A 21998-nucleotide genomic window follows, 5' to 3' on the forward strand; every position below is an offset into this window, starting at 1 on the left:
AACGATGCGCGTCAGCTGGGACCAGGCGCAGAACGCTATCGCCTATGAGGGGCAGTGGCGCCGCAATGACGGAAACTGGGTGAACATGCCGCGCAGCTCCACCACGTCATTTGACGTCCCGGGGATTTATTCCGGGCGCTACCTGGTGCGCGTGCGCGCAATTAATGCCGCTGAAATTTCCTCCGGATGGGGATATTCGGAAGAGAAGACCCTGACCGGCAAAGTAGGTAATCCGCCTAAGCCAGTAGGATTCACGGCCACGGGCATTAACTGGGGGATCTGTCTGAACTGGGGTTTTCCGGCAAACACCGGCGATACGCTAAAAACGGAAATTCAGTACACAGCCAACAGTGACTTTTCAAATCCACTCTTGCTCTCAGATGTGCCTTATCCATCTGCGGAATACACCCAGCTCGGCCTTAAAGCAGGGCAGGAATTCTGGTACCGCGCGCAGCTGGTTGACAGAACGGGTAACGAGTCCGGTTATACCGACTGGATCAGGGGGATGTCTAACGATAACGCCGATGATTATCTGGGTGATATTGCATACGATTTCCTTACCTCGGCCGACGGTGACCGCCTGACCAGCGATATTGATACCAATCTTGAAGCTGCAATGCAGAACGCGCTGGCCAACCATGGAACCTTTGAACATCAATGGGCGCAATACGGAGAGGTACGTGCCGATATCCTGGTTGTGAAAACGACTATTGCAGAGGTGGATAAGGCAATGGCCGAACTATCAACGCAGGTACAGGCGCGGATAGAGGACGTCACTGCTTCACTGGAAGACAAACTTACAGCCGTCGTCGATGCCTCCGGTGCTTCTGCAATCTACACCCTCAAAACAGGCGTGAGGATAAACGGGATGATGTACAACGCCGGGATGTCGATTGCCGTGCTTGCTGAGGCCGGGAAGCCGGTAGTTACCCGTGTTGGTTTTAACGCTAATCAGTTCGTGCTGATGAGTGGCAGTAGTAATACGCAATATTCACCGTTCGCGGTGGTTAATGGCCAGGTCTTTATCAGTTCAGGTTTTATTCAGGATGGGACTATCACCAATGCCAAAATCGGCAACTTTATCCAGTCCAACAATTACGTCCCAGGACAGGCCGGATGGAAACTGGACAAAGGGGGTTCCTGGGAAAACTACGGCAGTGACGGGCAGGGCGCAAGAAAGACCACGAACGTTACTGACAGTATCAGGGATGCGAACGGCGTCCTCCGCGTACAGATTGGTAAACTTACAGGGGTATTTTAATGACGTGGGGCATTCAGACATGGGATGCCAATGGTAACCCGAATAATTACGGTATTAAGCCAGTATCTGTGGTCGGACGTATTCAACTTTCTGAGGGGCAAAACTCCGGAAGCTGGTCGTTTACAATTCCGGCAGGAATGAAGGTCGGGTTTGTCGTTTCTCTGGATAGGGGAGCGGTCTCGGTGGGGCGCCGTATCGTCGCCAGCGGAAATACGATAACTCTTGGCGCGGCAAACAGCGTTGGGATTGGAAACTATCCAGCCTCTGAATGTGAGCTCGTAGTTTTTGTGGAGAAGGCATAATGGCAGATTATGGCGCACTGATAGCTCTGGATAATGGAAATCCCTTTATTACGCCACAGTCCACACCATTTTGTCTCTACAGGAAGGTAGTGGTTGACTCAGTAGCAAGCGGGGCATATCACGGTGCATCTGCAACAATAGCTCTGGATGTTTCTTATCCGGCAATGGTTTTTTGCAAAACGAGTGATACTGCTCAGCCTACTATGGTTACTGCAGCCAGATCAGGAGGAAATATTCTTGTTGGATCGAGCAATGCCTATGGACAGTCACATACATTAACGGCTTACATCTTTGCTATTTATCCTCAGACATTGCCCAAATGGGGATTTGCTATCTGGGATGCCACCGGGAAGCTGGTTCTGACAAACGAGAGTCGGATACTGAGTGACCTTGTGACTGTTGGGACGCCAGGAGCTACGACAGGTGGAATTAATATTGACGTCACTCTGCCTGGTAGTTATGCGGTGGCACCCGCTATTCTTGGCTCCCAGATCATCCAGAACAATAACACTAAACCACCCACTATTGTGAATATCACTGCCTACTCAGGATGTCGGTTTAATGGTTCATCAACCAGGATTAATGCGGCGCCTTCGACAACGGCTACCGGTTCTGCTGCGGGTGGGACTACGACTGGAATAGCTTTGACGGCAATCAACACGACTGCATTCGATTAATTGATCGTTTAAAACGATCAATTAATCGATATTGATCTGCTCAATCTATTTTCATTAATTTTCCCGTCAGGTTAAGTTTCAAAGTACGAATTACCTCAGGGATAAAAAATGAAAAAAATACTCGGTAGTTTGCTAATTGTCTGTCTTCTTTCTGCTTGCTCAGCAAACATCTTTGAGAAGCAGCTTCCTGTGTGTGAGGCTGTAACCCTTTTAGGTGGGCAGGAACAAACCGTACAGATATATGGTGTGCGACAAGTAGCAAACCAGGTTGAATACAAAGCTGGATATCCTTTCAGCTGGCGGTGGATAAGTAAAAACAACTTCACCAGGTCAACCTGTTTAAAATGAACAACACGAAAACCCGCTCCGACGGGTTTTTTTATTATCTGAATTCAGGAGTCCTTTATGTCGGCAGGTACCATCACCCTGACAAACGGGTCCGCTATTGTTGGCGGTTCTGGAACCTCATTCGCAACAGAACTCACCGCAGGTGACTTCATTGTTTCTACTGTGGGCGGGGTTCCGTATACGCTGCCAGTGAAAACAGTCGACAGTGACACGCAGCTCACGCTTGTCAGTAACTTCACCGGGCCAACGCAATCCGGCGCTGCATGGTCAGCCGTCCCCCGCGTGGCGCTGAACATGGTAACTGCCGCGCTAGTGGCGCAAAGTGCTGAAGCGCTGCGTGGACTGAATTACGACAAACAGAACTGGCAGCAGGTTTACAGCGCCGCTGGAAACATCACAGTGAAGCTGCCAGACGGCACTACCTTCAACGGCCCTTCATGGAAATATCTGTCTGACAATATGGCAACGAAGAGTGGCGGGGCAGTGCCTGTTAACCAGGGGGGTACCGGTTCGACAACCGAATCAGGCGCTCGCACAAACCTCGGTTTAGGAAACAGCGCAATCAGGGACGTCGGCGCAGCGGCGGGAACGGTCGCAGCCGGCGATGATTCGCGCTTGAATACTGTCGATCAGAAAGCGGGTGGGAAAATTACGAGCCCAATTACAGTCCAGCCAGGGATTAACGGTAACCCCGGATTTGCCGTCAATTCCGGGGATAATGGTGGCGGTGGATTGATGAATAATGGCATCAGCCTGGTCGTGGCCAGTGGCTATAACCCAAATACAGGTAATTACGTCAACCTCATCAAAGGTACCTGGTATACAGGAGAATGGTCTTTCGGGGGAGCCCGTGGTGGCGGGGCTAATTTTGATAATGTCACACTAAACCTGAAAGGGTCGAATCAGGAAGGGATGGTCACTTGGGTTTTCCATTCCAATGGCGCTGCCACAGGCAATTGGGTAACGGCATCTGATGAGCGTATCAAAGAAAATGTAACGGTAATCGCTGATCCACTTATGAAAATGCAGCAGCTTCGAGGCGTTGAATGGGACCGCCTCGACACTCCTGCGCATGGGTATGGCTTCATAGCTCAGGAAGTTGAGAAGGCTTTTCCTGACGCTGTGAAATCTTATGGGAAAACAACCTTACGAAATGGAACAGAGATTGAGGATGTAAAATCTGTTGATACGTTTGGTGTTGCCGCGGCTCTTCACCATGAGGCGATCCTTGCTTTAATGGTGAAAGTTGAAAACCTTGAGCGTCAACTAGGAATATCTTAACGCGACCTGCCTTCGATTTTGGCGTTAAGTTCTTTAATGGCCTGGAGGCAAAGTGCGATAACACCTGCATATTCCACCGTATAGCTGCGCTTACTGTCATCTCTTTTTCTTGTCAGTTGCTGGGTGATTGTCACCTCACCAGCCTCATTAACTTCTTCAACTGACTCATACTGATCATGATCTTCAAATACTGACCCGACAGCCTCCGGCATAACTTTGATGAGTTCCTGGGCAATAACCCCAGCAGATGGAAGACCGCTATCCTTCCAGTTGAATGTCACTCCACTTAAGCTCATTACTTTGTCGAGTGCGTTCTCGATGGCTTTGATATCGTCTTTTTTATCCGCATCTGAAGTCTGTGTCAGTGATGCGCAGGTGATATTTCCAGGGGTAATAAATCTATCTCCCCGCATTGCGAAATATTTTTCTGTGCCGGGTTTGGCTGCCTGGGTTGTGACAAATACCAGATCACCATAATTTTCGCAGAAGGAGTAGGACATACTATCCAGAGAGCCCGGATACTTGAACGCAAATACTCCGAAACTGCTGGACTGAGTAATGACATTTATTGAACCAGTGGCATTTAAAGCAGATGAAATCGTGCCTCCTGATTTTCCGTTCACCGTACCCAGCCGTGAATCATCGCCGGCTGCGACCGTTCCCGCCGCTGCGCCGACGTCCCTGATTGCGCTGTTTCCTAAACCGACGTTTTATAGATTGCTCTCGAGCGGCCTGGCCGATAACTTCACCTGATTTTTGTGCAGAAATAACTGGGTGAAAAATATGCAAATTGGCTATGTAAGGGTGTCAACAAATGACCAAAATACGGATCTTCAGCGGCAAGCGCTCGAACGCGCAGGATGTGAACAGATTTTCGAAGAAAAAATGAGCGGAACAGTGGCAAACCGGCCAGCACTCAAAAAGCTTCTCAAGGCATTGAATGAGGGGGACACACTGGTGGTCTGGAAGTTGGACCGCCTTGGGCGCAGCATGCGTAATCTGGTGCTACTGGTGGACGAACTCCGGCAGCGCGGGATCCACTTTAAGAGCCTCACGGACAGTATCGATACATCCAGCCCTATGGGGCGCTTTATCTTTCATATCATGTCGGCCCTGGCGGAAATGGAGAGGGAGTTGATTGTGGAACGCACCCGGGCAGGTCTGGCTGCAGCTCGTGAGAAAGGGAGAATCGGCGGCAGGCGTCCTAAGCCTTACCCAGGAACAATGGGACCAGGCGGGCCGATTGATTGCAAACGGCCTGGATAGGAAGCAGGTAGCGATAATTTATGACGTTGCCGTCTGCACGCTTTATAAAAAATTCCCTGCTTCAAAACAGGTTTAAATCTGCTCACATAGAAGTGCGGCAATAAAATTTACAAAACTCATAATCCGAAGAGACATAGAAACTTAGAAACGAAACGGCGAAGCTTTAAACAGTGACGGTAGGTCCTGTATCTTGCGAACATTTACAAATAAAACTACTGTATATAAAAACAGTATTTGAGGTGTGTGCAATGGAATTTATCAGGCCTGCAGAACTGCGAGAAATTATCGCTCTCCCGCTTTTCAGTGACTTAGTTCAGTGTGGTTTCCCAAGTCCCGCAGCTGATTACGTTGAACAGCGTATCGATCTCAATGAGTTACTTGTCGCTCACCCGAGCTCCACATACTTCGTTAAAGCCGCTGGCGATTCAATGATCGAGGCCGGGATCAGCGACGGTGATTTGCTGGTGGTGGACAGTTCGCGCACAGCTGAGCACGGTGACATTGTCATCGCCGCGGTGGAAGGGGAATTTACTGTTAAACGCCTGCAGCTACGTCCAACTGTCCAACTCATCCCAATGAATAGCGCCTATAGCCCGATTGTTGTAGGCAGCGAAGATACGCTCGACGTTTTCGGCGTTGTTACTTTCATCGTCAAATCGGCGAGCTGAGTATGTTTGCGCTCTGTGATGTGAATTCGTTCTACGCATCATGCGAGACGGTGTTTCGGCCCGATTTGAAAGGGCGACCGGTTGTCGTTCTCTCGAATAACGATGGCTGTGTAATCGCACGCAGCGCCGAGGCCAAGGCCGCTGGAATTACAATGGGAGAGCCTTTCTTCAAGCAAAAGGACTTATTTCGGCGCGCTGGGGTTGTTTGCTTCAGCAGCAACTACGAACTGTACGCAGACATGTCGAACCGGGTAATGACGACGCTTGAGGAAATGAGCCCCCGCGTCGAAATTTACAGTATCGATGAAGCTTTTTGCGACCTGACTGGCGTTCGCAACTGCCGGGACCTGACTGACTTCGGGAAAGAGATCCGCGCTACGGTTCTAAAGCGTACGCACCTGACAGTTGGGGTCGGCATCGCGCAGACCAAAACCCTCGCTAAGCTCGCAAACCATGCCGCCAAAAAATGGCAGCGGCAAACGGGCGGGGTAGTGGACCTATCCAATCTTGATCGCCAGCGCCGACTGCTTGCTCTGGTTCCGGTGGAGGACGTCTGGGGCGTCGGCAGGCGCATCAGTAAGAAGCTGAACGCCATGGGCATCAAAACGGCTCTCGACCTCTCAGAGCAGAGTACGTGGATTATTCGAAAGCACTTCAATGTCGTCCTGGAGCGAACTGTCCGGGAACTGCACGGCGAACCATGTCTGGATCTGGAGGAGTTTGCACCAGCTAAGCAGGAAATCGTCTGCAGCCGGTCATTCGGCGAACGCGTTACTGAGTATGAACAGATGCGCCAGGCTATTTGCAGCTATGCCGCCCGTGGTGCTGAAAAACTGCGGGGTGAACATCAGTACTGCCGCTTTATCTCTACGTTCGTGAAAACCTCTCCCTTTGCGCTTAACGAGCCGTATTACGGTAACAGTGCGTCCATGAAGCTTCTCACCCCCACTCAGGATTCTCGCGACATCATCAACACCGCTGTAAAGTGTCTGGACAAAATTTGGAAGGATGGCCACCGGTACCAGAAGGCAGGGATCATGCTTGGGGATTTTTTCAGCCAAGGCGTGGCCCAGCTCAACCTGTTCGATGAGAACGCGCCGCGTGCTGGTAGCGAGAGGTTGATGGAAGTTCTGGATTATCTGAACGGGAAAGATGGAAAGGGAACGCTTTATTTTGCCGGGCAGGGCATACAGCAGCAGTGGCAGATGAAACGGGATATGTTATCTCCACGGTATACTACGAGGTATTCAGACCTAATAAAAGTTAGATGATCCTTTAAACGGTATATTCATTCGAACCTAATTATCGGCTATGAGTATTAAGATTAATATGTCTACTACTATGCTTTTGTAATGTAAATAAGCCCCTGCAATTATACAGGGGCTTATGGGTATGATGCCGGGTGCCTCCCGGTGAGTCATTGAACTAACCACTCGTGACTCGCTGCTTCAGAAATTCAGGATGAGCCGCTGGATATACAAATCATCAGGTTAATTAGCCCTGCCGCTGAGGAGGATTCATCATTAAACCGAATGTAACAGCAATGCTTAGCAAATGATACAGTATTTACTGATGTGCCTCATAATTTTCTTTCGCAGTTTTCACGGTCACGGAATTTTCAGATGATGAAGGTTAAAATATCGATGTTCATTTTTTTACTTTAAGTCTTGAGACAAAGGTTAAGGTTTTATCTTCTGGGCAAATCATTAGAAAAATTGCTGTGGGAGATTTTTCTAAACGTGTAATTCCATGCAGCATCTGGTAGAGTCTTTTTTTTAGTTTTTCTGCTCCATCTTTTTCAGACTCCCACTCTAAAACTGCCTGACCCTCTGAACCAATGAATGCATGGGATGGAAGTTTGACACCTCGGTTTGACTTACTTGAATAGTTTCGGTCATGCAAGAGACCCAAGATAAGAGGGTTGATATTATTATCTGAGAATGGGGCTTCAAGAACTATTAATACTGTGTAATGCAGGATTTTCATGGAAGCCTTATGGTTGCCTCAGCAATAAAGTCATATTGCCATGGTGTTGGATGTACATGTCTTAATTATAAATGTTTGTGTGGGGGTAAAAAAAGCCTGCGTTAAGCAGACTATAATAATTAAACGTAGTTATAATAATGATTTCATGAATGTCTGCGTTGAATCCCTGGCGTCAAAGATACTTCTGCGCCGCATCTAATATTTCCTGAGAGGTAAGCTCTCGATCTGATGCCACATGGACCACTTCATGGTCACCTGTTAAAGAGGGAAAACCTGCTGACATTATCTGAAGGTTTATCACTTCTCCATTAGGATATTCTTCGCGTATTGATGTCACACCTTTAAGCACAGTGATAACTTTACTTGGCTTACCATTAAAAAAAATGATTACTTTTTTCATATATCACCATGTATTTTGAGGGTTTCTAGCCCCTGCAGGTGGTCGAAAGGGTTCTGTTTGTTCATTTTTTTTGCCTCTTTCGAAATTAAAACAAGCATTATACTTTCTTAACGTGTACTGTAACGGTCCATTTGAACTGGAGAAGTCTATGTCTGCACGTAAAAACATTCAATTCCGCCGAAATTATTTAGTAAAATGTCCTTGTCCAAACTGCTCAAAAGATTCCGAACATAGTTACAATCGTGTACAAAAGGGGGCTCAGTTGGTGTGCCCATACTGCTGTGCTTTGTTCAAATCTTCCCAGCGCTTCTAAAAAAATTATTAAAAAAATAAGAAGTGATGCTTTTGGAGGCTGCCTAACCTCTTACGCACTTTAGTATTTTATAAGCAGTTAGCTTCTGCTTTGAGACTGTTCATGCAGCAGTCCTGCATTTCATCACATCGGTCAGCAAACTTGATGGTAAGTAAATATGCTGGCCTGTTGTAATGATGTGAGTAACCGAACATCACCTTTCACTGATAAAGTCATGCTGGCTTAAGCAAACCATCTAAAAATTATCTATCGCAAAGTGTTACATTGGCAGCGATTGGACCTTTAGTTCCAGCTATGATAGCGAATTTGACTTTTTGTCCTTCAAAAAGAGTATTAAATGTTTCTCCCAGCAGGGAAGAAGTGTGAACAAGAACATCTTTACTTCCATCGAGTGGAGAGATAAAGCCAAACCCCTTATCTTCGTTAAACCACTTAACAAGACCTATGATTTTAGATGACATACAAACTCCGTTTGAACATTTCAAACTGACAAGCAAGTTCATGATAAGAAACGTATGCTGGTATATGTATGGACTCAAGAGGAGGGATATCAGAGATAACACCTAGTTATGAGAACGGCTTTTGGAAAAGTTAGATTCATCATCGCACCGAATCAGCCAAACCATTAAGGCACGTGTTGAATGATTAAGCAAATTTTATCTTAGCCTTCTAGAAGGCCGTTAAAATAGTGTTAGCTATTATTAACTGATCCTGTATAGTGAAATCTGGATTACCATTAGGAAAATATTTGTCTCGTAAAATGACAGGAATTGTCAAAAGTTTTGACTTCAAGAGCGGAAAGGGATTGATTATCCCATCAGATGGCAGAAAAGATGTTTTTTTGCATGTTTCTGCGTTAAGTAATAGTGAAAGCCAAACGTTAAAGCCAGGTGTTCGTGTTGAATTTTATCGTATAAATGGACTTAGTGGTCCGATGGCTGCAAATATATTTCTTTCTTAAAGTAAGATAATATTGAGCCAAATATAAAGTGCGCATCAAAAGAACTGCAGAATATATATCTGCTTGTTCTATCAATTTTCTCCCCTGATTTTTTCCATTTCCAACATCACGGGCCACCGCATGCCAGATAAACTTGTCGGTTGGTACAGCGCCGTCGGCCGCTATCTCTTGAGCTTCTTTCCCTCCAACGTCCTGACGCATCCATTCCCTTGCTGCTACTGCTGACAAAACCAGTGGCCGGCGGTCATGAATATCCACCAGGCCTTTGTCAGCTGCAGATGTCACTATCAGGAAACCTTCCGATTCATCGCCGCGCTCAAACGGCGTGCTGCCGATTGCAGCCATGAAAATAGGCTGACCGTCTGCCCGGTGAATGAAGTAGGGCTGTTTCTTGTCGCCTTCTTTCTTCCATTCAAACCACCCATCGGCGAAACAGATCGCCCTTCCATGTCGCCAGAGAGGTTTAAACATCCTGCTGATGGCCGCTGCGCGCGTTTATCAGTGGCGGCTTGTCCCACCATCCTGGAGCGTAACCCCAAAAAACCGGATCGAGATGCAGTTTCTCGTCGCGTTCGCTAACCAGAAGGACTTTTGTTCCGGGGGCCACATTGTAACGTCCAATTGGCTCAGGGTCGTAAGCGATGTCGCGATCGGCTTCATCGGCTAGGTACGCCAGATATTCTTCACGGGATTGGGCTTGTGCAAAACGTCCACACATAGAAACCTCCATTCAACAAATTTAAGTATAGGTATTAGGTGAATATATAAGGTTCATATGTAGATTCTTTCTCTATACACATCTTTTACATCTCTGGCGCATCCTCTCTTGTTTTTTCTTGATACAATATCCTCAACTTTTGACACGGATTCGAAGATGATGCAGAAACCCGGCCTTTCTCCTGCCCATGTTCACGACTTTTGCATTAATGCAGTGCAATCTGTTTCCGATCAGTATGGTTGGGGGTTAGGGTATGGAAAACTTCAGCCAGGTGACTTAAGTTTGCTGATGACTGGGGCTTTCGGATCTCTTCCATGGCCATGGGCATTCCAACAATACGGAAACCCCTTAAACGGCGATATGCTTGATCTCTCTATGAGAATAAAGGGACTCGATGATACCTTCCCGGGTGGTGCTGCTCTCTGTCGTATAGACAGACCTCGTGAGCGATTAGAAATTTGCATGGTGGAAAATTTCTTGAAAACTCAAGAAACGGCTCTCACTAAACGTGTTTGGCTTTCGACGCTAATCTTCGCTCACACGGTTGCTAAAGCGACTTCTCATGATGAAATTTATGTCATGAATCCTAAAGAAAGATACATACCACTTTACAGGAAATTTGGTTTTTACGAAGATGCACTCAGTATGCCTCACTTATGTGCGACTATTGGAGAAATTGAGGATGCACTCAAGGATGCTATGAGAGCCATGTAGTGAGTTAAGTTTATGTCAATTTTTCTCAGTCACTTTTACGCACTTTTTGCTATTTAGCGATTTGATAAATTACTGATCACCACTTATACTGCACGAACAAGTTAACGGATCAGTTAACTAAATTGTATGGTATGAGGGTGCACATGATGAAAGATCAAGAAGCTAAGTTCGATGTAGTCGATACATTGGCCTTGATTGGACAAGCTACAGCTTTCTGGCAAGGTCTGGATCCGCAGAAGCTGGAAGATATGTGTGATGCTGGAATGGACAATTCCGGTGAACCAACGCGAACACAGGCTGCGTGATACCAAACAAAAAACAACCCGCTCAGTGCGGGTTTTTTTATACCTAAAATCTGGCGGAGAGGCACCACGGCATAGATGATGCTAATGCCAGACTATCGACTTCATGATGAGGTCTCAAATCAGTAAATCAATATAAACACACAAAAAATTGGGGGCAATATTGGGGGCAAAATCCTACTGGGGGCATGATTTGGGGCATTTAAATGACCATTATCGTCCGATAATGTCCGCAATGCAATTGATGTAAGTTGCTGATTGTTAACTAAGTAATTGTTTTAGGGATGGTTGTGTTTTTTGCTATGCAGTCTAACGCTGATTATGTTGCTGTGGGGATAAACATTCAGTAAACCGGGGAAAAGCAACCCCCTTTCCGGGCGGAAAGGGGAGGAAGGACGTTATTTCAGCTCGTCAACCATGGTGATGGCGCGGCCAATGTAATTCGCCGGGGTCATGGCTTTCAGGCGGGTTTTCTCTTCTTCCGGCAGTGCCAGACCGTCGATAAACTGCTTCATGCCTTCGGCGTCAACGCGTTTACCGCGGGTCAGCTCTTTCAGCTTCTCGTACGGCTTTTCGATACCGTAACGGCGCATCACGGTCTGAATCGGCTCTGCCAGCACTTCCCAGTTGTGATCCAGTTCGTCCAGCAGACGATCGCGGTTCACTTCCAGTTTGCTCACGCCTTTCAGGGTGGACTGATACGCGATCAGCGCGTAGCCGATGCCCACGCCCAGGTTACGCAGTACGGTGGAGTCGGTCAGGTCGCGCTGCCAGCGGGAAACCGGCAGTTTGCTCGCCATATGCTGCAGCACGGCATTCGCCAGGCCCAGGTTGCCTTCAGAGTTTTCGAAGTCGATGGGGTTCACTTTGTGCGGCATGGTGGAGGAGCCGATTTCACCGGCGATGGTTTTCTGCTTGAAGTGGTTCAGCGCGATGTAGCCCCAAACGTCACGATCGAAGTCGATCAGGATGGTGTTGAAGCGCGCGATGCAGTCAAACAGCTCGGCGATGTAGTCGTGCGGCTCAATCTGGGTGGTGTACGGGTTCCACTGAATGCCCAGCGAGGTCACGAACTCTTCGCTGAACTGATGCCAGTCCACTTCCGGGTAAGCGGCGATGTGGGCGTTATAGTTACCGACCGCGCCGTTGATTTTGCCCAGAATTTCAACCTTTTCCAGCTGACGATACTGGCGCTCCATGCGGTACGCCACGTTCGCCATCTCTTTACCCATGGTGGATGGGGTGGCCGGCTGGCCGTGGGTACGGGAAAGCAGTGGAATATCGCGGTATTCCACGGAGAGTGCTTTAACCGCGTCGATGATTTTACGCCAGTAAGGCAGCACAACCTCTTTACGCGCGGTGGAGAGCATCAGCGCGTGAGACAGGTTGTTGATATCTTCGGAAGTACAGGCGAAGTGAATGAATTCGGATACCGCGTGCAGGGCAGGGACGCTTTCCACTTTCTCTTTCAGAAAGTACTCAACCGCTTTCACGTCGTGGTTGGTGGTGCGTTCAATGGTCTTAATGCGCGCGGCGTCTTCTTCGCTAAATTCAGCAACGATTTTATCAAGGTAATCGTTTGCCTTTTCATCAAAAGCAGGAACTTCCTTGATTGCTGCCTGGGCGGCCAGCTTCTGCAGCCAGCGTACTTCAACCTGAACACGGAACTTCAGCAAACCATATTCGCTGAAGATCCCGCGCAGCGCGCTGACTTTATCGCCGTAGCGTCCATCGACAGGGGATACGGCGGTCAGTGAGGATAATTCCATAATTCGCAACTCCGGGAGGTTAACAATGAGCAAGAATTTGTTTTGCCTGAGTGGTCAGGCGATTACGAGAAAACATTAACTGCAGGCGGCCACCGCCAACCTGGTGCCACAGCACGGCAGCGCGGATCCCTGCCAGCAGGGACGCGCGCACTTTTGCCTGTACCTGCGGACTTTGCAGTACGGCAGGGGATCCGGTGACCTGAATACGCGGGCCCAGCGGGCTGATGACGTCAACGTAAATGCCCGCCATGGCGCTCAGCAACGTTTCGGACTGCAGGTCAAAATGGTCGAGCTGACGCTGTAACCCGGCGATGCGATCGCCCAGGGTATTAAGCGCGCCTTTCGCGGCGCTCAGCTTACGCTCCAGCACCATCAGGCTTAAGGTGTAGCGGGTTAGCTCCGCGTTTAACCCCTGACGGCTGCTGGCGTTAAGTACGCCAAGCAGGGTTTCAAGACCGAGACGAAGATTGGTTTCACTGCCGCCGAACACACCCAGAGTTGAACCGGGGTTGAGGTCGATAACGCTGTTGAGCGAAACGTGCAGGGCGTCAGCGTCGCAGTGACCCTGATGCGCCAGCTGTTGCACCAGACGAGCTGACTGGCAAATTCCCGCCAGCGCCAGGGTGATGTCATAGTAATTCTTCGCCACACGGTCTCCTTTATGTGTGCAATCGGTTAAACAGCGGGCAGCGGCAGGCGCTGTTCAATGATCCCGCCGCCCAGGCAGATCTCACCGCTGTAGAAGACAGCGGACTGACCTGGGGTAACGGCGGCGACCGGCTCGTCGAAACGCACGTCAATGCGGTCGTCATCTAGCGCGGTAATGGTGCAAGGAATATCGGTCTGACGGTAGCGCGTTTTCACCGTGCAGCGCAGCGTGCCTTTCAGCGGCTCGCGATCGACCCAGTGCAGCTGCTGCGCGATAAGGCCAACGGACATCAGACGCGGGTGGTCATGGCCCTGGGCGACAACCAGAATATTATTTTCGACGTCTTTATCGACCACGTACCACGGATCTTCGCTGCCTTCTTTGGTCCCGCCAATACCCAGGCCTTTACGCTGGCCTAACGTGTGGTACATCAGCCCCTGATGCTGACCAATCTCGTCGCCATCAACGGTGACAATTTTACCCGGCTGCGCGGGGAGGTAGCGGCCAAGGAAATCACGGAACTTTCGCTCGCCGATAAAGCAGATACCGGTAGAGTCTTTTTTCTTCGCGGTGATCAGGTCCAGCTCTTCAGCGATTTTACGCACTTCCGGTTTTTCCAGTTCGCCAACCGGGAACAGGCTTTGCGCAATTTGTTCGTGGCTCAGCGTATAAAGGAAGTAGCTCTGATCTTTGTTGCCGTCCAGGCCGCGCAGCAGCTGGCTTTTGCCATTCACGTCTGCACGACGCACGTAGTGACCGGTCGCAATGTAGTCAGCGCCCAGATCTTCCGCGGCGAATTCCAGGAAGGCTTTAAATTTGATCTCTTTGTTGCACAGAATATCCGGGTTCGGCGTACGGCCCGCTTTGTACTCTTCAAGGAACAGTTCAAAGACGTTATCCCAGTATTCTGCGGCAAAGTTAACGGTGTGCAGTTCAATGCCGAGCTTATCGCATACGGCCTGCGCATCGGCGAGATCCGCAGCGGCAGTGCAGTATTCCTCGCCATCGTCTTCCTCCCAGTTCTTCATGAACAGGCCCTCCACCTTATAGCCCTGTTGCTGTAACAGGTAGGCGGAAACGGAGGAATCGACACCGCCGGACATGCCGACGATCACTTTTTTCTGGCTGTTATCTGACATGGAATACTCACGACATTGAACTTCAAGGCGGCGTATTCTATCACGCCCCCCCACCGTTGACACCCTCTGTAAACGGCCAGTTAAATTCTCCGATGACACCCAGCGGCAAGCGCGTGTCTGACTGCCAGCAGCGGATGCTTTCCGCAACCAGCGGCGAGCGCAGGTTTGGCGCGTTCAGGATCTCCTCGGCGGTGACCCACAGGCAGCGATCGATATCGTCATCGTGCGGTTCAGTGGCGCACGTTTCGCTAAGCTCAACGGCAAATAAAAAGCGCAGGAATGGGGTGCTGTCGGGTGCAATCCACTGGTGCATGCGGATGAAGTGCTGCGGTTCAGCGTGAATGCCCGTCTCTTCCCAGAGCTCGCGCTTCGCGGCCTGCAGCAACGTTTCATTGGCTTCAAGATGCCCGGCAGGCTGATTCCACAGCGCCTTGCCGTTGATGCTCTCTTCCACAACGAGGAATTTTCCCTGCGCATGCACCACGCAGGCGACCGTAACATGAGGTTTAAACATCGTTTCTCCTTAAGGGGCAACGTCGCGCCATTCGCCGTTTGCCAGCGTATCCAGCGTATAGCTGCCCATGGCATAGCGAATCAGACGCAGGGTAGGGAAGCCGACGTGTGCGGTCATGCGCCTCACCTGACGGTTGCGGCCTTCATACAGGGTGATTTTGAGCCAGCTTGTCGGGATGGATTTGCGCTCGCGAATGGGTGGGTTACGCGGCCACAGCCACTCCGGCTCATTCACGCGTTCAATACCGGCGGGCAGGGTGGGGCCGTCGTTCAGCGTCACGCCGCTGCGTAATTTCGCCAGCGTCTCTTCGTCCGGCTCGCCCTCGACCTGCACGAAGTAAATTTTTCCGGTGCGTTTGCCCGGCTGCGTGAGCTTCGCCTGCAGAGCGCCGTCATTGGTTAAGACCAAAAGTCCTTCGCTGTCCCGGTCCAGACGCCCGGCGGCGTAAACACCCTGAACGGGGATGTAATCCTTCAGCGTGCTGCGCCCGGCCTCATCGGTGAACTGCGGCAAAACATCGTAGGGTTTATTGAACAAAATCACCCGCTTCGGCTGGGTTTGCTGGGGGCGTCTGGTGGCTTGTCGCGAGCTGAATCGCTCAACCCGGTGTTTTGTAAAAGAAGTTTTCTTCATGGTATTTTCAGGCGTTATCAATTGCCGCATTATAGCCTAATAACGAAGACCTTTCATGGCGCAGGACAATCAGGTACTATCGAAGGGCTCATTACAATTTATTAACATAAGATCAGTAACAACCAGAAGCGCTCGAAGGAGAGGTTAATGGAAAGCAAAGTAGTTGTTCCGGCGGAAGGTAAAAAGATCACCCTGCAAAACGGCAAGATTAACGTTCCTGACAATCCGATTATCCCGTTCATCGAAGGTGATGGTATCGGCGTAGACGTTACCCCGGCAATGCTGAAAGTGGTTGATGCCGCTGTTGAGAAAGCCTACAAAGGCGAGCGTAAAATTTCCTGGATGGAAATTTACACCGGTGAGAAATCGACTCAAGTTTATGGCCAGGACGTCTGGCTGCCAGCGGAAACGCTGGACCTGATCCGCGAATACCGCGTTGCTATTAAAGGCCCACTGACTACCCCAGTTGGTGGCGGCATCCGTTCCCTGAACGTGGCACTGCGTCAGGAGCTTGACCTGTACGTGTGTCTGCGTCCGGTTCGTTACTATCAGGGCACCCCAAGCCCGGTTAAGCACCCTGAACTGACCGACATGGTTATCTTCCGCGAAAACTCAGAAGACATCTACGCGGGTATCGAATGGAAAGCGGACTCTGCTGACGCAGAAAAAGTGATTAAATTCCTGCGCGAAGAGATGGGCGTGAAGAAAATTCGCTTCCCTGAGCATTGCGGTATCGGCATCAAGCCGTGCTCCGAAGAAGGGACCAAACGTCTGGTGCGTGCGGCCATCGAATATGCGATCACCAACGACCGTGACTCTGTGACCCTGGTTCACAAGGGCAACATCATGAAGTTCACCGAAGGCGCGTTCAAAGACTGGGGCTACCAGCTGGCGACCGAAGAGTTCGGCGGTGAGTTGATCGACGGCGGCCCGTGGCAGAAGATTAAGAACCCGAACACCGGCAAAGAGATCATCATTAAAGATGTGATCGCCGATGCGTTCCTGCAGCAGATCCTGCTGCGTCCTGCAGAATACGACGTCATTGCCTGTATGAACCTGAACGGTGACTACATTTCTGACGCCCTGGCAGCGCAGGTTGGCGGTATCGGTATCGCCCCTGGTGCGAACATCGGTGACGAGTGCGCCCTGTTCGAAGCGACCCACGGTACTGCGCCTAAATATGCCGGGCAGGACAAAGTGAACCCAGGCTCTATCATCCTGTCCGCAGAGATGATGCTGCGTCATATGGAATGGTTCGAAGCCGCAGACCTGATCGTTAAAGGTATGGAAGGCGCGATTAACGCGAAAACCGTAACTTACGATTTCGAACGTCTGATGGAAGGCGCTAAGCTGCTGAAATGCTCAGAGTTCGGCGACGCGATCATCGCGAACATGTAATCCAGATTCTGGGTTAAATAAGAGCGGGGGCCTGAGGGTTCCCGTTTTTTTTGCCTCTGCCTGCAGGAAATAACACGATGCTCGCTACTGTTCTTATTGCTGTCGTTGCATTCATCCATGTCTACATTCTTGTGCTGGAAATGTTCCTGTGGAACACCAGAACAGGGCACAAGGCCTTTAATTTGCGTCCCGACTTTGCGCGGGAAACCCGCGTGCTGGCCGCGAATCAGGGGCTCTATAATGGTTTTCTGGCGGCGGGCCTGGTCTGGAGCCTCTGGCTTGGCGAAAAAGGCGTCCATGTGGCCATCTTCTTCCTGGTCTGCGTGCTGATTGCCGGTCTCTTTGGCGCAGCGACGGCCAGCCGGAAGATACTGTACGTTCAGGCATTACCTGCTCTCGCGGCCCTGCTTGCGCTGCTTCTCTGACGCAACGCGTTGGTCAACCGTCCGTCGTCGGATATACTTTTGGCTTCACCCTGAAAGGTTAACACTGTTATGAATAACGAAATCCCACTGAAGTATTATGACATCGTCGAAGAATACGCGACGGAAGCGACAAAGCCCGTGAGTGAATCGGAGCAGGACCCGCTGGCGCATTATTTCCAGCTGCTTCTCACGCGTTTGTCGAATAATGAGGAGATTGATGAGGAAGCCCAGCAAGAGATGGCGCGTGAAGCTGGAGTTCATGCCGAACGTATTGATGATATTGCGAATTTCCTCAATCAGTGGGGAAATGAATAACCTACCGAGCGACACCAGTGAGCTGCTTCGCAAGCTCACTCCGGGTGACCGATTTTGAGAAATACCATCCCTGAACGAAAGCCTCGGGATATCTTTCTGCAATAAAGCGATACTGTATTTCGCTCTCAACGCCTTCGAAAACAAGCGTTTTATTCAGTTTTGCGAGGGCGTCACAAAAGATAACAAAAATATTCTGCTTATAATGCTCGCTGATGCCGTCGACCAGCGACTTGTCGATTTTGATCTCATCATATTCCAGAAGAGAGAGTCGGGCCAGGTTTGAGTTTTGCACCCCGAAGTCATCAATGGATATCTTCACGCCAAGCGATTTTAACTCCTTACAAAAATCCTCCAGAATAGTCTCCGTGGAAACGGCTTTTTCAGAAAGCTCGATTTTAACCAGAGACAGGGGAATGTTATTAGCTAAACACAGACGGCGTAAGATGCTGATAAATTGTCCATCTTCTATTTCCGTTCTTCCTACATTGAGCGAAACCACCAGTCGATGTTTAATAACAAGCGGTGCGATATCCGCAAGGGATTTTTCGAGAATATTAATGTAGTATTTTTTATACAGGCCTATTTTTTTGATTAGTGGAATAAACAGTTCCGGTGAGACGTCACCGTATTTTGCATCACGCCATCGGGACAAAACTTCCACACCCACTATTTTTTTATCCTGAATCCTGACAATAGGCTGGTAGTGCACGCCGATAGTGTTGGTAAAAACGGCTTTAACCAGCGTCCGCTCCAGTGAGAATCGATCTTCATTGAGTCGAAAGAAAAATAGCGTTATCGCCACCCAGATAAAACATAAAATGACTGCGAGCACGGTAAACACGACGGGCGACAGGGAGGCCAGTCCCGCATTGTGGTGCTTCACAATGACGCACAAATCCCAGGATGCGCTGCACTGGGTGAGTGTAAGGGTAAACAAAGAGGAATGCAGTCCGCTCTGCTGTTTTAACTCCGGGGTCGCCGAAAAAAATATTCTGCCGAAGTCTTTTGTGGTTGTGCTGAGAGAGTAGTTTGCGGTGACCGGGATGAATTTATCGTAAGCGTTGCGGGAGGTGAAGATAATAAGATTATTATAGATGGCCGCATTGCCGGTAAAAAAATCTTTTCTGGAAAATTGCGCGAGGAGGAATCCTCTGGGCGTTTTATGCAGTTCCGCAGGAAGCGGGACAGGATTAGCGAGTTTTCCCCAAAAAGCGGTACAGATTATTTTTCCCTGTTCTATATAACCGATGTCTGCAAGATAGCGGCTTTCAAGCTTTATCTGCCGGTAGCGATCGAGACTGCTTTTGTCACATCCCTGAGCGCTCAGGCTTTTGAGTGTCTGTGCCACGCTCTGGGTCAAACTTTCCGAATAGTGTAAAAGGGTACGGGAAATTTCAAGCTGCTTGCTTTTCTGCTGACCCACGATAACCGCGTTGACCGCATAAAGAGACAGGAAGACCAGAAACGCTGAAACGATAGCAACGGCAATGATCTTTTTCATTTTCCGGATACCCTGTCTGCTCCCTGATTTCTCAAATCTTAACACAGGCAGGGCAAGCTACAAGCGTGATAATAACGGCAGCCGGGCTACTCCAGAGAAATGAACGCCTGCCTAAGTGCAATTCATTTTCCTCTTAACCAGAGCTTTGTTACAGTGACAACAGTTGTCAGCCAGGGATGACTGGCGTGATAAGGTGGAAAAGCTCGTGCATGTGAAAAATACTTTTTACACAACAACCATTACCGTCATCATTGTCTCACTGATCGTTTCATTGTCGCTTGCCGTCCAGATTGCCACGTCCCGACAGCAGTCAATCCAGCAGATCAATACCAGCGTTGCCAATTTGAGCCATACCCTGAACGTCTACACTGAAGGGATCATCCGCCAAAGTGAAATGTTGATTACCACCGTTTCCGACACAATTGAAATTTATGGCATGACCCCTCAACAGGCGATCAATATTCAGCGAATGATAAGCAATCAGGATAATCTTCTTACTCAGATTAATAATGTAGTTGTCTATGATGCGCATGGGGATATCTTCACCGCGTTGCACAAAAATTTTGCGGGTCCCCATAAAGGCGCGGACAGGGCATTTTTTGTCTACCACAAGGAAAATAAAAGTCAGCAGATTTATATTGGTGAGCCGGTGATAAGCAGAACTAATGGTAAATGGGTTATTACCCTTAGCCGACGACTTGAAACCCACACCGGTGCGTTTAACGGTGTTGTGGTGGTGACACTGGGTATCGAAAATTTTCTGGCCCTGTATGGACAGATAAATATTGGTCACGCGGGTGTTATCGGTTTAACGACACAAGCAGGCGTTTTACTGATTCGTTATCCTTTTAAAAATAACTATATCGGTACGATTTTTTCTGATTCACCTCTCTTCAGAAAATACCTCAAGGTACAAAATACAGGTATAGCCAGCTCTGTCTCCCGGTTTGATAAAATCGAACGCATTTATGCCTATGAGAAAAACAGACGCTACGGACTGGTTACGACGGTAGCGGTAAGCATCGATGAAGCCCTTTCACCGTGGCGCAAGCAGGCGATTCAGCTTGCCGCACTTATTTTGGTCTTTACCGCGACACTCATCGTGGCGTCCTGTTTCCTCTATTCCGACTTATCCAGAAAAACACGGGATAACAAAGCGCTAAAAATTATTGCCTCGGAGGATGCGCTGACAGGGCTTTATAACAGGCGCATCTTTGATGAAAAAATCCTCTCGGAAATTGCGGCGTGTGCGGTAAAGGACGCGCCGGTTTCGCTGCTCCTTGTGGATGTGGACTACTTCAAAAAGTACAACGATAACTACGGCCATCCGGAAGGAGACAGATGCCTGGCGTTGCTGGGAAACTGCCTCAGGGAAAGTCTCACCCGGGACAACCAGATTGTGGCACGTTATGGCGGGGAGGAGTTTGCGTTGATTTTGCCTGAAACGGATATTCAGGAGGCGCTCCGCCTTGCGCAGACGATTATTCGCAATGTTTTCTCTCAGCAAATTGAACACGCGTTTAGTCCCTTCGGGCGGGTCACGGTAAGCGTAGGGATCTCCAGTGCGCGTGCTGTCAACATCGCGGATAGCCAGCAGAATATTATTAATGCTGCCGACCAGGCGCTCTATCAGGCGAAACGCGGGGGACGCAACCGGCACGCTTTTGTTGGGGCATGATCAAAAAAAAGCCCACTCATGAGTGGGCAAGAAATACTGGAAGCAATGTGAGCAATGTCGTACTGAATACCTGAGTGTTTTTCTCAACTATTCAGTGTTGAGAAAGATAATCTTTCTCAACAAAAGATGCAACCCCACATTTCTTGTGGAAGGGCATATTGATCAAGAAATGTTCACATGCTCTCTGTGAGGCTTATCACAAATTTCCTTTCTCAGATCCTGTGCTATCCTTTTTGTGTCGTTGATTTAATGACAAAAACCATACAGAGAGGAAAGTTATGGGAATTTTATCCTGGATTATCTTTGGGCTTATTGCGGGTATTCTGGCGAAGTGGATCATGCCGGGCAAAGATGGCGGTGGGTTTATCGTCACCATAATACTGGGTATTGTCGGCGCGGTAGTCGGCGGTTGGATCAGTACGCTGTTCGGTTTTGGTAAAGTCGATGGCTTTAACTTCGGCAGTTTCGCGGTCGCGGTGATCGGCGCGCTGGTTGTGCTGTTTATCTACAGAAAGATCAAAAGCTAATACTGAAGCGTTAAAAAGGCTGCCAGATGGCGGCCTTTTTACGTAGCGGGTTTACCACCAGCCAAACTGTGTGCCGGCAAACGCCACGACGGCAACGAGCAACATAATGAGGGTGGTTTTTCTCATTTATGCCCCCGGAGCTGCGTAACCACCGACAAAAAACCACGCCAGAAAGACTACCGCCGTTATAAAAATAACGACCGGGAAGAGGATCCCTATTCTCATATCATCACCTGTTTCGGTTTCTGTAACG

General features: G+C 49.3%; 28 protein-coding genes and 2 pseudogenes. 18 read left to right on the forward strand and 12 right to left on the reverse strand.

Features of this window, described 5'->3' with window-relative positions:
* The 5 genes from AB8818_RS00005 to AB8818_RS00025 form a co-directional block, all read left to right on the forward strand.
* Positions 1 to 1261, forward strand: a 1261-nt coding sequence (locus AB8818_RS00005) for a DUF1983 domain-containing protein (RefSeq protein WP_371199719.1), incomplete at its 5' end; no start/stop codon positions are given.
* Entirely contained in the window at positions 1261 to 1563 is a 303-nt protein-coding gene (locus AB8818_RS00010) for a hypothetical protein (protein WP_149323862.1), read from the forward strand. The genes AB8818_RS00005 and AB8818_RS00010, both read left to right, overlap by 1 nt.
* Positions 1563 to 2240 carry a hypothetical protein gene (locus AB8818_RS00015; protein WP_211994798.1) on the forward strand — a complete coding sequence of 226 codons (678 nt, stop codon included), beginning with the start codon at positions 1563 to 1565 and terminating at the stop codon, positions 2238 to 2240. The genes AB8818_RS00010 and AB8818_RS00015 overlap by 1 nt, the downstream gene beginning before the upstream one ends.
* Before the next feature lie 108 nt (positions 2241 to 2348).
* Positions 2349 to 2588, forward strand: coding sequence for a cor protein (locus AB8818_RS00020; RefSeq protein ID WP_072052383.1), 240 nt, complete (start codon positions 2349 to 2351; stop codon positions 2586 to 2588).
* A gap of 57 nt (positions 2589 to 2645) precedes the next feature.
* Positions 2646 to 3869 (forward strand): tail fiber domain-containing protein, encoded by a 1224-nt coding sequence (locus AB8818_RS00025; protein WP_275018496.1) that lies wholly within the window; start codon positions 2646 to 2648, stop codon positions 3867 to 3869.
* On the opposite strand, the gene AB8818_RS00030 is transcribed toward AB8818_RS00025, so the two are convergent.
* Positions 3866 to 4369 carry a tail fiber domain-containing protein gene (locus AB8818_RS00030; protein WP_371199721.1) on the reverse strand — a complete coding sequence of 168 codons (504 nt, stop codon included), beginning with the start codon at positions 4367 to 4369 and terminating at the stop codon, positions 3866 to 3868. The two genes, AB8818_RS00025 and AB8818_RS00030, sit on opposite strands and share 4 nt — an antisense overlap.
* Positions 4370 to 4427: 58 nt before the next feature.
* Here AB8818_RS00030 and AB8818_RS00035 point away from each other — a divergent pair, with 58 nt between their 5' ends.
* The 4 genes and pseudogenes from AB8818_RS00035 (at position 4428) to AB8818_RS00050 (ending at position 7074) form a co-directional block, all read left to right on the forward strand.
* Complete coding sequence (locus tag AB8818_RS00035) at positions 4428 to 4622, forward strand: hypothetical protein (RefSeq protein WP_331395772.1); 195 nt, start codon at positions 4428 to 4430, stop codon at positions 4620 to 4622.
* Between the two features lie 30 nt (positions 4623 to 4652).
* Positions 4653 to 5211: pseudogene (locus AB8818_RS00040) on the forward strand (recombinase family protein).
* Between the two features lie 172 nt (positions 5212 to 5383).
* Positions 5384 to 5803: a translesion error-prone DNA polymerase V autoproteolytic subunit gene (locus tag AB8818_RS00045; RefSeq protein WP_047652162.1), complete on the forward strand. Its 420-nt coding sequence runs from the start codon at positions 5384 to 5386 to the stop codon at positions 5801 to 5803.
* Between the two features lie 2 nt (positions 5804 to 5805).
* A complete protein-coding gene (locus tag AB8818_RS00050; RefSeq protein WP_371199722.1) occupies positions 5806 to 7074 on the forward strand; it encodes a Y-family DNA polymerase in 1269 nt (422 codons plus the stop codon).
* Positions 7075 to 7450: 376 nt separating this feature from the next.
* Here AB8818_RS00050 and AB8818_RS00055 read toward each other — a convergent pair whose 3' ends face one another.
* Both AB8818_RS00055 and AB8818_RS00060 read right to left on the reverse strand, forming a co-directional pair.
* Positions 7451 to 7789 carry a hypothetical protein gene (locus AB8818_RS00055; protein WP_126327659.1) on the reverse strand — a complete coding sequence of 113 codons (339 nt, stop codon included), beginning with the start codon at positions 7787 to 7789 and terminating at the stop codon, positions 7451 to 7453.
* 172 nt (positions 7790 to 7961) lie between these two features.
* Positions 7962 to 8189 carry a phage protein gene (locus AB8818_RS00060; RefSeq protein WP_047652164.1) on the reverse strand — a complete coding sequence of 76 codons (228 nt, stop codon included), beginning with the start codon at positions 8187 to 8189 and terminating at the stop codon, positions 7962 to 7964.
* A gap of 148 nt (positions 8190 to 8337) precedes the next feature.
* Here AB8818_RS00060 and AB8818_RS00065 point away from each other — a divergent pair, with 148 nt between their 5' ends.
* Positions 8338 to 8502: a YnfU family zinc-binding protein gene (locus tag AB8818_RS00065; RefSeq protein WP_248202441.1), complete on the forward strand. Its 165-nt coding sequence runs from the start codon at positions 8338 to 8340 to the stop codon at positions 8500 to 8502.
* A 242-nt stretch (positions 8503 to 8744) separates the two neighbouring features.
* Here AB8818_RS00065 and AB8818_RS00070 read toward each other — a convergent pair whose 3' ends face one another.
* Positions 8745 to 8963 (reverse strand): cold shock domain-containing protein, encoded by a 219-nt coding sequence (locus AB8818_RS00070; protein ID WP_042719078.1) that lies wholly within the window; start codon positions 8961 to 8963, stop codon positions 8745 to 8747.
* A 287-nt stretch (positions 8964 to 9250) separates the two neighbouring features.
* On the opposite strand from AB8818_RS00070, the gene cspF reads away from it, so the two are divergent.
* Positions 9251 to 9463, forward strand: coding sequence for a cold shock-like protein CspF (gene cspF, locus AB8818_RS00075; protein ID WP_072058474.1), 213 nt, complete (start codon positions 9251 to 9253; stop codon positions 9461 to 9463).
* A gap of 66 nt (positions 9464 to 9529) precedes the next feature.
* Here the strand turns inward: cspF and AB8818_RS00080 are convergent.
* Positions 9530 to 10181: pseudogene (locus AB8818_RS00080) on the reverse strand (SOS response-associated peptidase); the annotation flags it as partial.
* Positions 10182 to 10337: 156 nt separating this feature from the next.
* Here AB8818_RS00080 and AB8818_RS00085 point away from each other — a divergent pair.
* Both AB8818_RS00085 and AB8818_RS00090 read left to right on the forward strand, forming a co-directional pair.
* A complete protein-coding gene (locus tag AB8818_RS00085) occupies positions 10338 to 10895 on the forward strand; it encodes a hypothetical protein (protein WP_248202439.1) in 558 nt (185 codons plus the stop codon).
* 143 nt (positions 10896 to 11038) lie between these two features.
* On the forward strand, positions 11039 to 11200 hold the full coding sequence (locus AB8818_RS00090) for a hypothetical protein (RefSeq protein WP_155733624.1): 162 nt from the start codon (positions 11039 to 11041) through the stop codon (positions 11198 to 11200).
* Between the two features lie 395 nt (positions 11201 to 11595).
* On the opposite strand, the gene purB is transcribed toward AB8818_RS00090, so the two are convergent.
* The 5 genes from purB to rluE are packed head-to-tail and all read right to left on the reverse strand — an operon-like array spanning position 11596 to position 15931.
* On the reverse strand, positions 11596 to 12966 hold the full coding sequence (gene purB, locus AB8818_RS00095; protein WP_192981666.1) for an adenylosuccinate lyase: 1371 nt from the start codon (positions 12964 to 12966) through the stop codon (positions 11596 to 11598).
* Positions 12967 to 12985: 19 nt separating this feature from the next.
* The gene (hflD, locus tag AB8818_RS00100) at positions 12986 to 13615 is read right to left on the reverse strand and encodes a high frequency lysogenization protein HflD (protein WP_013097081.1); all 630 of its coding nucleotides are present in this window, start codon (positions 13613 to 13615) and stop codon (positions 12986 to 12988) included.
* Between the two features lie 26 nt (positions 13616 to 13641).
* The gene (mnmA, locus tag AB8818_RS00105) at positions 13642 to 14754 is read right to left on the reverse strand and encodes a tRNA 2-thiouridine(34) synthase MnmA (protein WP_028012751.1); all 1113 of its coding nucleotides are present in this window, start codon (positions 14752 to 14754) and stop codon (positions 13642 to 13644) included.
* A 40-nt stretch (positions 14755 to 14794) separates the two neighbouring features.
* Entirely contained in the window at positions 14795 to 15268 is a 474-nt protein-coding gene (locus AB8818_RS00110) for an NUDIX hydrolase (RefSeq protein WP_116340607.1), read from the reverse strand.
* Between the two features lie 9 nt (positions 15269 to 15277).
* On the reverse strand, positions 15278 to 15931 hold the full coding sequence (rluE, locus tag AB8818_RS00115) for a 23S rRNA pseudouridine(2457) synthase RluE (RefSeq protein WP_163328871.1): 654 nt from the start codon (positions 15929 to 15931) through the stop codon (positions 15278 to 15280).
* Between the two features lie 117 nt (positions 15932 to 16048).
* On the opposite strand from rluE, the gene icd reads away from it, so the two are divergent.
* The 3 genes from icd to AB8818_RS00130 all read left to right on the forward strand — a co-directional run bounded on the left by icd (position 16049) and on the right by AB8818_RS00130 (position 18039).
* Positions 16049 to 17299 carry an NADP-dependent isocitrate dehydrogenase gene (gene icd / locus AB8818_RS00120; RefSeq protein WP_192981663.1) on the forward strand — a complete coding sequence of 417 codons (1251 nt, stop codon included), beginning with the start codon at positions 16049 to 16051 and terminating at the stop codon, positions 17297 to 17299.
* A 77-nt stretch (positions 17300 to 17376) separates the two neighbouring features.
* Entirely contained in the window at positions 17377 to 17724 is a 348-nt protein-coding gene (locus tag AB8818_RS00125; protein WP_116340601.1) for a DUF1304 domain-containing protein, read from the forward strand.
* Between the two features lie 69 nt (positions 17725 to 17793).
* Complete coding sequence (locus AB8818_RS00130) at positions 17794 to 18039, forward strand: DUF2543 family protein (protein ID WP_163328873.1); 246 nt, start codon at positions 17794 to 17796, stop codon at positions 18037 to 18039.
* 1 nt (position 18040) lies between these two features.
* Here AB8818_RS00130 and AB8818_RS00135 read toward each other — a convergent pair whose 3' ends face one another.
* A complete protein-coding gene (locus AB8818_RS00135; RefSeq protein WP_192981661.1) occupies positions 18041 to 19540 on the reverse strand; it encodes an EAL domain-containing protein in 1500 nt (499 codons plus the stop codon).
* 193 nt (positions 19541 to 19733) lie between these two features.
* Here AB8818_RS00135 and AB8818_RS00140 point away from each other — a divergent pair, with 193 nt between their 5' ends.
* Both AB8818_RS00140 and AB8818_RS00145 read left to right on the forward strand, forming a co-directional pair.
* The gene (locus AB8818_RS00140) at positions 19734 to 21218 is read left to right on the forward strand and encodes a sensor domain-containing diguanylate cyclase (RefSeq protein ID WP_370552272.1); all 1485 of its coding nucleotides are present in this window, start codon (positions 19734 to 19736) and stop codon (positions 21216 to 21218) included.
* Positions 21219 to 21496: 278 nt separating this feature from the next.
* Positions 21497 to 21745, forward strand: coding sequence for a GlsB/YeaQ/YmgE family stress response membrane protein (locus AB8818_RS00145; RefSeq protein WP_028012758.1), 249 nt, complete (start codon positions 21497 to 21499; stop codon positions 21743 to 21745).
* Positions 21746 to 21871: 126 nt separating this feature from the next.
* Here the strand turns inward: AB8818_RS00145 and AB8818_RS00150 are convergent, their stop codons facing one another.
* On the reverse strand, positions 21872 to 21970 hold the full coding sequence (locus AB8818_RS00150; RefSeq protein ID WP_014883431.1) for a YoaK family small membrane protein: 99 nt from the start codon (positions 21968 to 21970) through the stop codon (positions 21872 to 21874).
* Positions 21971 to 21998 lie beyond the last annotated feature (28 nt).

It is taken from the genome of Enterobacter sp. KB-280D8 (assembly GCF_041399405.1).
GTDB lineage: Bacteria > Pseudomonadota > Gammaproteobacteria > Enterobacterales > Enterobacteriaceae > Enterobacter > Enterobacter cloacae_N.

Excerpts from the sequence above, each read along its gene's own strand:
- AB8818_RS00110 (WP_116340607.1), bottom strand. The coding sequence starts at position 15,268 with ATGTTTAAACCTCATGTTACGGTCGCCTGCGTGGTGCATGCGCAGGGA.
- AB8818_RS00085 (WP_248202439.1), top strand. The coding sequence starts at position 10,338 with ATGATGCAGAAACCCGGCCTTTCTCCTGCCCATGTTCACGACTTTTGC.
- AB8818_RS00020 (WP_072052383.1), top strand. The coding sequence starts at position 2,349 with ATGAAAAAAATACTCGGTAGTTTGCTAATTGTCTGTCTTCTTTCTGCT.
- AB8818_RS00015 (WP_211994798.1), top strand. The coding sequence starts at position 1,563 with ATGGCAGATTATGGCGCACTGATAGCTCTGGATAATGGAAATCCCTTT.
- AB8818_RS00050 (WP_371199722.1), top strand. The coding sequence starts at position 5,806 with ATGTTTGCGCTCTGTGATGTGAATTCGTTCTACGCATCATGCGAGACG.
- AB8818_RS00045 (WP_047652162.1), top strand. The coding sequence starts at position 5,384 with ATGGAATTTATCAGGCCTGCAGAACTGCGAGAAATTATCGCTCTCCCG.
- AB8818_RS00055 (WP_126327659.1), bottom strand. The coding sequence starts at position 7,789 with ATGAAAATCCTGCATTACACAGTATTAATAGTTCTTGAAGCCCCATTC.
- rluE (WP_163328871.1), bottom strand. The coding sequence starts at position 15,931 with ATGCGGCAATTGATAACGCCTGAAAATACCATGAAGAAAACTTCTTTT.
- AB8818_RS00010 (WP_149323862.1), top strand. The coding sequence starts at position 1,261 with ATGACGTGGGGCATTCAGACATGGGATGCCAATGGTAACCCGAATAAT.
- AB8818_RS00065 (WP_248202441.1), top strand. The coding sequence starts at position 8,338 with ATGTCTGCACGTAAAAACATTCAATTCCGCCGAAATTATTTAGTAAAA.
- AB8818_RS00030 (WP_371199721.1), bottom strand. The coding sequence starts at position 4,369 with ATGTCCTACTCCTTCTGCGAAAATTATGGTGATCTGGTATTTGTCACA.
- AB8818_RS00060 (WP_047652164.1), bottom strand. The coding sequence starts at position 8,189 with ATGAAAAAAGTAATCATTTTTTTTAATGGTAAGCCAAGTAAAGTTATC.
- mnmA (WP_028012751.1), bottom strand. The coding sequence starts at position 14,754 with ATGTCAGATAACAGCCAGAAAAAAGTGATCGTCGGCATGTCCGGCGGT.
- AB8818_RS00135 (WP_192981661.1), bottom strand. The coding sequence starts at position 19,540 with ATGAAAAAGATCATTGCCGTTGCTATCGTTTCAGCGTTTCTGGTCTTC.
- AB8818_RS00145 (WP_028012758.1), top strand. The coding sequence starts at position 21,497 with ATGGGAATTTTATCCTGGATTATCTTTGGGCTTATTGCGGGTATTCTG.
- AB8818_RS00090 (WP_155733624.1), top strand. The coding sequence starts at position 11,039 with ATGATGAAAGATCAAGAAGCTAAGTTCGATGTAGTCGATACATTGGCC.
- icd (WP_192981663.1), top strand. The coding sequence starts at position 16,049 with ATGGAAAGCAAAGTAGTTGTTCCGGCGGAAGGTAAAAAGATCACCCTG.
- AB8818_RS00125 (WP_116340601.1), top strand. The coding sequence starts at position 17,377 with ATGCTCGCTACTGTTCTTATTGCTGTCGTTGCATTCATCCATGTCTAC.
- AB8818_RS00130 (WP_163328873.1), top strand. The coding sequence starts at position 17,794 with ATGAATAACGAAATCCCACTGAAGTATTATGACATCGTCGAAGAATAC.
- AB8818_RS00070 (WP_042719078.1), bottom strand. The coding sequence starts at position 8,963 with ATGTCATCTAAAATCATAGGTCTTGTTAAGTGGTTTAACGAAGATAAG.
- AB8818_RS00025 (WP_275018496.1), top strand. The coding sequence starts at position 2,646 with ATGTCGGCAGGTACCATCACCCTGACAAACGGGTCCGCTATTGTTGGC.
- AB8818_RS00035 (WP_331395772.1), top strand. The coding sequence starts at position 4,428 with ATGACATTTATTGAACCAGTGGCATTTAAAGCAGATGAAATCGTGCCT.
- AB8818_RS00150 (WP_014883431.1), bottom strand. The coding sequence starts at position 21,970 with ATGAGAATAGGGATCCTCTTCCCGGTCGTTATTTTTATAACGGCGGTA.
- purB (WP_192981666.1), bottom strand. The coding sequence starts at position 12,966 with ATGGAATTATCCTCACTGACCGCCGTATCCCCTGTCGATGGACGCTAC.